Consider the following 7,798-nt stretch of genomic DNA (forward strand, 5'->3'; position numbering starts at 1 on the left):
GTCGGCCGGCAACTCGATGTGCTGCAGTCCTTCGGCGATGCGAATGTCGTTCTCGTGCGTCATGCCACCCATGCCGGCGCCGAGCGTGCGCATGAAATACAGGCTGCTCGCGACGACGGGATGCACTGCCGCGCAGGGCTGTCCGGTCTGCGCCGACGGCAGCAGCTGCGGATGGGTCTGCGGGACGTGGTAGCCCTCCATGAACGCCGCGGTCGCGAGTTTCCAATTCACCGGCAGCCGGCACGATTGCCACCACTCCACCCGCAGCGACTCCACCCGCCACGCGTCGTAGATCGAGGCGAACGGTTCCATCCAGTCGCGCAGTGCCGGTGCGTCGTCGTCGAGGTTGATCCACGCGCAGCCACCCCAGAGCTCGCAGCGCACCGCGACGAGTTCCAGGTCGTCGGGACGCAGGTTCTCTTCGGCGAACGCTTCGGGGCGCAGCACGAAGGTGTTGCGCCCGTCGATGCCCCAACACCAGCCGTGGAAGGGGCAGACGAACGTGCGCCGGTTGCCGTTGCCTTCCACCAGCTTCACGCCGCGATGCCGGCAGGCGTTGTGGTAGGCGCGCACGGTGTCCTGGTCGACGCGCACCACGATGATCGAGTCATCGAGGATCTCGTACTCCACGTAGTCGCCGGGTTTCGGGATCTCCTCGAGCCGGCAGGCCATCTGCCACACCCGGGGCCAGAACAGCTGCGCCTCCAGCGCGTAGAACTCCGGATCGAAGTAGCGCTGCTTGGGGATTCGATCGGCGGCCTGGACCGCCCACGGCACCGGTAGCGGCGTCCAATTCACCGCCGACCCGCGGGGGGTGTGCGGGTCGGAAATCTCGTTGCCCATTCCTATAGCCATCTCGTCATCCCTTGTCACATCACAAGATCCGCGACACCCGCCCTTGCCAATAGCGGTCGCGGATGCGTCTCTTGTAGAGCTTGCCGTTCGGGTCGCGCGGCAGGACGTCGAACTCGACGGTGCGGGGGCACTTGTACCCGGCCAGGCGGATCCGGCAGTATTCGATGAGTTCTGCCTCCAGCTCCGGCCCGGGAAGGACACCGTCGGCCGGTTGCACGACGGCCTTGACCTCTTCGCCGAATTCGTCATTGGGGATCCCGAACACCGCCGCGTCCACCAGCTTCGGATGCATGACGAGCAGATTCTCGACCTCTTGCGGGTAGATGTTGACCCCGCCGGAGACGATCATGAACGTCGAGCGGTCGGTGAGGTACAGGTACCCGTCGGCGTCGACATAGCCCATGTCGCCGAGCGATCGCCAGCCGCGGTCGTTGGACACCGATGCGGTCTTGGCGGGGTCCTTGAAGTATTCGAAGTCCGGTCCACCCTCGAAATAGAGTTCACCGGATTGGCCGACGGGAAGCTCCCGCCCGTCCTCGCCGACCACGTGCACCGGGGCCATCGGAATGCCCACCGAACCGGGATGGTCGAGCCACTCCCGTGGCCCGATCGTCGTGCCCGCGAAACCCTCTGTGCCGCCGTAGTATTCGTGGATGATCGGGCCGAACCAGTCCATCATCCGGTGCTTCACATCGACCGGGCACGGTGCCGCCGCGTGGATGACGCACCGCAGGCTCGACACGTCGTAGCGCCGCCGGACGGCTTCGGGCAACTTGAGCATGCGCACGAACATGGTCGGGACGAACTGCGCGTGGGTCACCCGGTGGGTCTCGATCAGGCGCAATACCGCCTCGGCGTCGAATTTGGGCATGAGGACGGTCGCGGCGCCCACCCGGTTGGCCGCCATGGTGTAGTTGACGCCGGCCGCGTGATACAGCGGCGCGGGGGACAGGTACACGCTCGAGGCGTCCATTCCGTATTTGTGAATGAGCGCGAGCTCGAGCACCGACTGCGCCCAGGATCCGTTGCCGTCGGCGGGAAGCGGTCGCCGCACCGCCTTGGGCCGCCCGGTGGTCCCGGACGAATACAGCATCTCTGACCCGTCCGACACCGGTGGGGCCTCGCCGGCCGTCGCCAGCGCGTCGTCGTAGGACTGCCAGCCCGGCAGCGCGCCACCGACCGAAAAGCGGGCGACCACCGCGGCATGGGCGGCACCGATGTGCGCGGCCAGTTCGGGCATCGCGGCATCGACGAACACCGCCTTGGCGTCCGAATCGTCGATGACATAGCTGACCTCGTCGGGCAGGAAATGGGTGTTCACCGCGGTGTAGTAGAGGCCGGAAAGCTGAGCGCCCCAGGTGATCTCAAGAAACTCCGGCCGGTTGGGCAGCACCAGCGCCACGCCATCGCCGCGTCGCAACCCCGCCCCGTGCAACGCGGCGGCCACCCGCTTGCTGCGGGCATGCAGTTCGCCGAACGAGATCGTACCGCCGTCGCTGATCAGGGCCGGCGACGCTGCGGCGGCGATCGCGTGGTCGGCGATGTTCACCAGGGGCCTAAGTTGTTGCGGCGCCGTCGGTCTGGGCGGCGGCCGCGGCCTGGCGGCGGGCGTGCTCGGAGGGCAGCACCTTGTCCTTGAACACGGTCTGGATCAGCTGTTGCACGTCCTTGCTGATGGAGGCCAGCGCGACGAGGTCGTTGGAGCTCTGCCAGTGCACCCGCATGCCCATCAGTTCCCATGCGCGTTTGAGGTTGGCCTTGGTGAGCATCAGGGTCGTCAACGGCGCCTGGGCGATGTGGCGCGCGATCGCGTCGACGCGGTCGTCGAGGTCCTCCCGCTTGACCACCTCGTTGACCAGGCCGACCTCCAGCGCCTTCCGGGCGTCGATCACCTCCGCGGTGAACAGGTAGTAGGCGGCGCGGCGCCAGTTCATGAACACCCAAGGCTCGATGGAACATTCACCCGACGGCATGCCGAAGCCCTGCAGCGGCGGGTAGGAGAAGTAGGCGTCCTCGGAGGCGATGACGATGTCGGTGGTCAGGCCCAGGTGCGTGCCGCCGCCCACGCAGTAGCCGTGCACCTGCGCGATGGTGGGCTTGGAGAACTCCCACAGGTTCAACGTCGGCTTGACGAACAGGTCCGACTGCGCCTTCCACGGGTGGCCGGTCACCATGGCGTTCTCGACGAACGACGGGTAGTCGACGGCGTTGTTGCCGATGGCGTGCCCGGAGCAGAAGCCCTTGCCGTTGGCTTTGAGCACCAGCACCTTGATGTCGTAGTCGCGGTCGGCGTCGGCCAGCGCGGCGTCGACCTCTTCGGCCAGCTTCTGGTCCTGGGCGTTGGCCTTCTCCGGCCAGTTCAACGTGACGCGGGCGATCGGGCCGTCCTTTTCGTAGATGATTCTCTCGCGGGTCTCGTTGAGATCCATCGGGCTCTACCTTTCCTCGTTAGGACGTGATGACGCCGATTTCGGCGCCGATGTCGTAGGTGGTCCCGACCTGACCCGTCCAGCGCACGGTGCCGGATGCCCCCGCTTCGATTTCCTGTTCCACCTTCTCGGTGGCGACCACATAGATCGGCGTGCCCTCCTCGACGTGTTCGCCGGCGTCGACCAGCAGGCCGGTGAGTTCGGCCTCGGACACCGCCACCGATACCCGGGGGATGCGAATGATGAAGTCAGCCATGCACCTTCGCCTTCTGACAGGTGCGCTGCGCCGCTGCGACGATGCGCGCCGGCGACGGATACACCTGTGCCTCGAGCGCGGCGGCGGCCGGGTTGGGCACGAATCGCGCGGCGACCCGCTCGATGGGTGCGGCGAGTTCGCCGAACAACTCGGTCGACAGGATCGCGGCGATTTCGGCTCCGGGACCGGCGAATTGGACGGCGTCGTGCACGATGACGGCCCGGCGGGTGCGCCGGACGGATTCGACGATGGTCCCGACGTCAAGCGGCACCAGGGTGCGCAGATCGACGACTTCGGCATCGACACCCCGCTCGGCCAGGGTGGCTGCCGCGGCAAGCGCGTCGTGCACGCAGCGTCCGTAGCCGATCAGGCTCACGTCGGTGCCGGGCCGCTTGATATCGGCCTGGCCCAGCGGGATCGAGAAGCCGGGATCGACGGGCACGTACCCCTTCTTGCTCTGCAGCCGGATTGTTTCGACGAACAGGCAGGGGTCGGGGTCGAAGATCGCCGTCGTCAACAGGCCTTTGCCGTCGCGCGGGGTGGACGGCACGATCACCTTCATCCCGGGGACGTGCATGAACCAGGCCTCCAGGCTCTGCGAATGCGTCGCACCGGTGGCCAGTCCGGCGTATACCTGGGTGCGCACGGTGATGGGCGCCGACGTGCGCCCGGCGGTCATGAACCGCAGTTTGGCGGCGTTGTTGATCAGTTGGTCGGCGGCGATACCGATGAAGTCCATGATCATGATCTCCGCGACCGGCAGCAGCCCGTCGATGGCCGCGCCGATGGCCGCGCCCAGGATGGCGGCCTCCGAGATCGGTGTGTCCAGCACGCGTTCGTGACCGTATTTGGTCGACAACCCCGCGGTGGGACCGGACGCACCGGGATCGGCGATGTCCTCGCCGAGCAGGAACACCCGCTCGTCGGCCTCGAGCGCCTGATCCAGCGCGAGGTTGAGGGCCTCGCGCATCGTCATCTCCTGATCGGCCATGTCCTACACCGGAAACCCGATGGCCGCCGCATAGACGTCGCGGTCGAGCTCGTCGATCGATGCCGCGTCCGCGGCCAGGACGGTGCGCAGCGCGGCTTCCACCGCCGCCACCGCCTCGCTGTCGATGCGGTCCAGCTCGTCGTCGCGGCAGGCGCCCGTCTCGGCGAGGTGGCAGCGGAACCGGGGCACCGGATCGGCGGCCATGGCCGCTTCGAGTTGCTCGGCGGGGATGTAGGGCATGCGGTCGCCGAAATAGTGGCCGCGGAAGCGGAACGTCACACATTCGATGAGGGTCGGCCCGCCGCCGCTGCGCGCCCGCTGCAGCGCGTCCTCGAGCGCGGCCTGCACCGCCAGCGGGTCGTTGCCGTCGACGCGCGCCCCCGGCATCCCGTATCCGGCGGCCCGATCGGCCACCCGCTCGAGCTTCATGGTGTCGCCGGTCGGGGTCATCTCGGCGTACTGGTTGTTCTGGCACACAAAGACCACGGGCAGGTCCCACAGCGCGGCCATGTTGGCGGCTTCGTGGAAGGAGCCGGTGTTGGTGGCGCCGTCGCCGAAGCTGACCACCGTGACACGGTCTAGTCCCTTCCGTTTGGCGGCCATCGCCAGTCCCACGGCCACCGGCGGCCCGGCGCCGACGATGCCGGTCGAAAGCATCACGCCCACTTCGGGTTTGGCGATGTGCATGGTGCCGCCCTTACCCCGGCTGGCGCCGACGGTGCGGCCCATCATCTCGCCGTAGATCTCCTCGAGCGGCACTCCCTTGCCGATGAGATCGTGCAACCCACGGTAGGTGGTCACCAGCTGATCGTCGGGCCGCAGCGCGACACCCATCGCGGCGGCGATCGCCTCCTGCCCACGGGAGGGCCAGTACACGCACATGAACTCGCCGGTGCCGATCCCCTTGGACAGCCGGTCGTCGGCCGCCTTCATCAGCACCATGAGTTCGTAGAGGCGTCGCTGGATCTCGGAGTTGTCGGTCATCGCCGAACCCCGTTGCGGTGCACGATGATCGGTGCCACCGCCGTCACGCGCCCGACCATGGCTTGACCTTGAGGAAGCCGCCGCCGTCCACGCGCAGTTGCTGTCCGGTGACATAGCGGGCGGCGTCGGACGCGAGGAACAGCACCGCCTCGCTGATGTCCTCGGGTTCGACGTAGGGGATGGGCATCGCCTGCACGAACGGGAAGATCGGTTCGGCGTCCTCGCGGGTCGGCTCCTTCAGGTCGGGGCGGAAGGCGCGGTACATCGGCGGGCTGTGCAACATGTCGGTGTTGACGTTGGTCGGGTGCACCGCGTTCATCCGGATGGAAAACGGCGCCAGCGCCAGGGCGAAGTCGTTGACATAGTGCGCGGCGGCCAGTTTCGCGAAGGCGTAGCCCGCTCCGCCTGGACCGCCGTCGATGCCGGTGGTGTTCAGGGACGACATGAAGGCCGCGTTGGAACCGATGACGACGATCGACGCGCCCGCCTGCAGGTGTTTGAGGCTGGCGTGCACCAGGTTGAGCACGCCGACCAGGTCCACGTCCACCGCGTCGGCGAACGCCTTCGGGGGCAGCCCCGCGGTCAGGGGGCAGATGCCGGCGTTGGCCACCACGACGTCGAGGTGCCCGAGTTCGGCGACGCCCGCGTCGATGGCCGCCGACAGCGCGACACGGTCGCGGACGTCGGCGACCGCGGTGTACGCGCGCTGCCCCTCCTTTTCCACCAGCCGCGCCGTCTCATCCAGGTCCTCGGGGCGCGCCAGGGGATACTCGTTGGTGTCGATGTCGGCGCAGATGTCCACGGCGATGACGTCCGCACCTTCGGCGGCCAGCATCCGCGCGTGTGAACGGCCCTGCCCGCGCGCGGCCCCGCTGATCACGGCCACCTTGCCCGTCACCCTGCCCATCGCCCGTCCTTCGTCCGTGTCTACACCACGACCCGCGTTGGCGCCCAACGCCGTTCGTCGACATCACTGAAGCTGAAGCGGGAACCTTGCGACCGCTCACCCGCCCGCGCCGTGGGACGGCGCGCGGTCACCGCGGCGGGCGTCGCAACGAGACCTTCGGTCGGCTGCATCGCATCTCTTCCCCGAAAACCCGCGCTGACCTGCAGATGGGCTATCACTACGACCAAGACTAGCTAGAATATCTAAAATAGCAAGGAATAGCCGCGACGAGGGGGTTGGCGATGTCTGACGTGCACGGCGGCGTCCTGCACGGGGTGCGGGTCGTCGAGCTGGCGTCCTGGACCTATGTGCCCTCGGCCGGGGCCGCGCTGGCGGACTGGGGTGCCGACGTCATCAAGGTCGAAGGCGTCGCCTCCGGTGACCCCGGACGGGCGCTGGTGGTCGGCGGGTTCACCCGGCAAGCGGCCCGTCCGGATGCCGACTTCATTCTCGAACTGGGCAACCGCGGCAAGCGCAGCATCGCCATCGACGTCAAATCGGAAACGGGTCGCGAGTTGTTCGGCCGGCTATTGGCCAGTGCCGATGTGTTCTTGACCAATTGGTTGCCCGGCGCGCTCGAACGGGCCCGGCTGACCGTCGAGGACGTCCGCTCGTTCAACCCGAACATCATCATCGCGCGCGGCACCGGCCTGGGCGTCCGCGGCCCCGATCGCGACCGCGGCGGCTTCGACGCCGCAACCTATCTGGCGCGCGGCGGGGTCGCCTACACGCTGACACCCTTCGGCAGCGAGACGCCGGCGGTCCAGGGGCCCGGCTTCGGTGACCTGCAGGGCGGGGCGACGCTGGCCGGCGGCGTCTGCGCCGCGCTGTTCCACCGGGAACGTACGGGCGAACCGACGATCGTCGACTCTTCGCTGCTGGCGCAGGCGATGTGGTCGATAGCGCCATCCATCTGCGCGGCCGACTTCTTCGACATCGACGGGATCCCCGGTGCGCCGCCCGGCCTGGCCATCAACCCGTTGGTCAACCGGTACAAGACGAAAGACGGCAGGTGGATCCAGCTGGTGTTCTTGCAGCCGGACAAATTCTGGGCGGGCTTCTGCCGGCGCATCGGGCTGGCGGAACTGGCCGACGATGACCGATTCGTGCCGTCGGCCAACCTGATCGCCAATGCGGCCGCCGCGACCGAGCTGCTGGCGAATACGTTTGCCGGCCATGACCTCGCGCACTGGCAGGCGGTGCTCGCGGACGAACCCGGCGTGTGGGGTGCGCTGGCGACTCCGCGGGAAACCCTCAACGACCCGCAGGTCGAACCCAACGGCTATGTGGTGACGAACGTCGACGACCACGGGGAGAAGTACCGAATCGTCGCGGCC

8 protein-coding genes are annotated in these 7,798 nt (G+C 67.8%); 1 reads left to right on the forward strand and 7 read right to left on the reverse strand.

Going from position 1 to position 7,798, the window contains the following annotated elements:
* The 7 genes from A9W96_RS17660 to A9W96_RS17690 all read right to left on the reverse strand — a co-directional run.
* The coding region (locus A9W96_RS17660; protein WP_231999720.1) for an aromatic ring-hydroxylating dioxygenase subunit alpha at nucleotides 1–798 on the reverse strand (798 nt) is incomplete at its 3' end.
* 76 nt (nucleotides 799–874) lie between these two features.
* Nucleotides 875–2,404, reverse strand: coding sequence for an acyl-CoA synthetase (locus A9W96_RS17665; RefSeq protein ID WP_067141667.1), 1,530 nt, complete (start codon nucleotides 2,402–2,404; stop codon nucleotides 875–877).
* Nucleotides 2,405–2,411: 7 nt separating this feature from the next.
* Complete coding sequence (locus tag A9W96_RS17670; protein WP_066861372.1) at nucleotides 2,412–3,284, reverse strand: enoyl-CoA hydratase-related protein; 873 nt, start codon at nucleotides 3,282–3,284, stop codon at nucleotides 2,412–2,414.
* Nucleotides 3,285–3,303: 19 nt separating this feature from the next.
* A complete protein-coding gene (locus A9W96_RS17675) occupies nucleotides 3,304–3,540 on the reverse strand; it encodes a biotin/lipoyl-containing protein (protein ID WP_066880693.1) in 237 nt (78 codons plus the stop codon).
* Complete coding sequence (locus A9W96_RS17680) at nucleotides 3,533–4,531, reverse strand: alpha-ketoacid dehydrogenase subunit beta (RefSeq protein ID WP_067141670.1); 999 nt, start codon at nucleotides 4,529–4,531, stop codon at nucleotides 3,533–3,535. Before A9W96_RS17680 ends, A9W96_RS17675 begins: the two co-directional genes overlap by 8 nt.
* 3 nt (nucleotides 4,532–4,534) lie before the next feature.
* Nucleotides 4,535–5,515 carry a thiamine pyrophosphate-dependent dehydrogenase E1 component subunit alpha gene (locus tag A9W96_RS17685; RefSeq protein WP_066880697.1) on the reverse strand — a complete coding sequence of 327 codons (981 nt, stop codon included), beginning with the start codon at nucleotides 5,513–5,515 and terminating at the stop codon, nucleotides 4,535–4,537.
* A gap of 43 nt (nucleotides 5,516–5,558) precedes the next feature.
* Nucleotides 5,559–6,422 (reverse strand): mycofactocin-coupled SDR family oxidoreductase, encoded by an 864-nt coding sequence (locus A9W96_RS17690; RefSeq protein ID WP_066880699.1) that lies wholly within the window; start codon nucleotides 6,420–6,422, stop codon nucleotides 5,559–5,561.
* Nucleotides 6,423–6,703: 281 nt separating this feature from the next.
* Here A9W96_RS17690 and A9W96_RS17695 point away from each other — a divergent pair.
* Nucleotides 6,704–7,798: CaiB/BaiF CoA-transferase family protein (locus A9W96_RS17695; protein WP_067141672.1), on the forward strand; the 1,095-nt coding region annotated here is incomplete at its 3' end.

This window comes from Mycobacterium sp. 1245852.3, from assembly GCF_001669335.1.
In the GTDB taxonomy this organism is placed as follows: domain Bacteria; phylum Actinomycetota; class Actinomycetes; order Mycobacteriales; family Mycobacteriaceae; genus Mycobacterium; species Mycobacterium europaeum_A.

Excerpts from the sequence above, each read along its gene's own strand:
- A9W96_RS17690 (WP_066880699.1), bottom strand. The coding sequence starts at position 6,422 with ATGGGCAGGGTGACGGGCAAGGTGGCCGTGATCAGCGGGGCCGCGCGC.
- A9W96_RS17680 (WP_067141670.1), bottom strand. The coding sequence starts at position 4,531 with ATGGCCGATCAGGAGATGACGATGCGCGAGGCCCTCAACCTCGCGCTG.
- A9W96_RS17675 (WP_066880693.1), bottom strand. The coding sequence starts at position 3,540 with ATGGCTGACTTCATCATTCGCATCCCCCGGGTATCGGTGGCGGTGTCC.
- A9W96_RS17670 (WP_066861372.1), bottom strand. The coding sequence starts at position 3,284 with ATGGATCTCAACGAGACCCGCGAGAGAATCATCTACGAAAAGGACGGC.
- A9W96_RS17685 (WP_066880697.1), bottom strand. The coding sequence starts at position 5,515 with ATGACCGACAACTCCGAGATCCAGCGACGCCTCTACGAACTCATGGTG.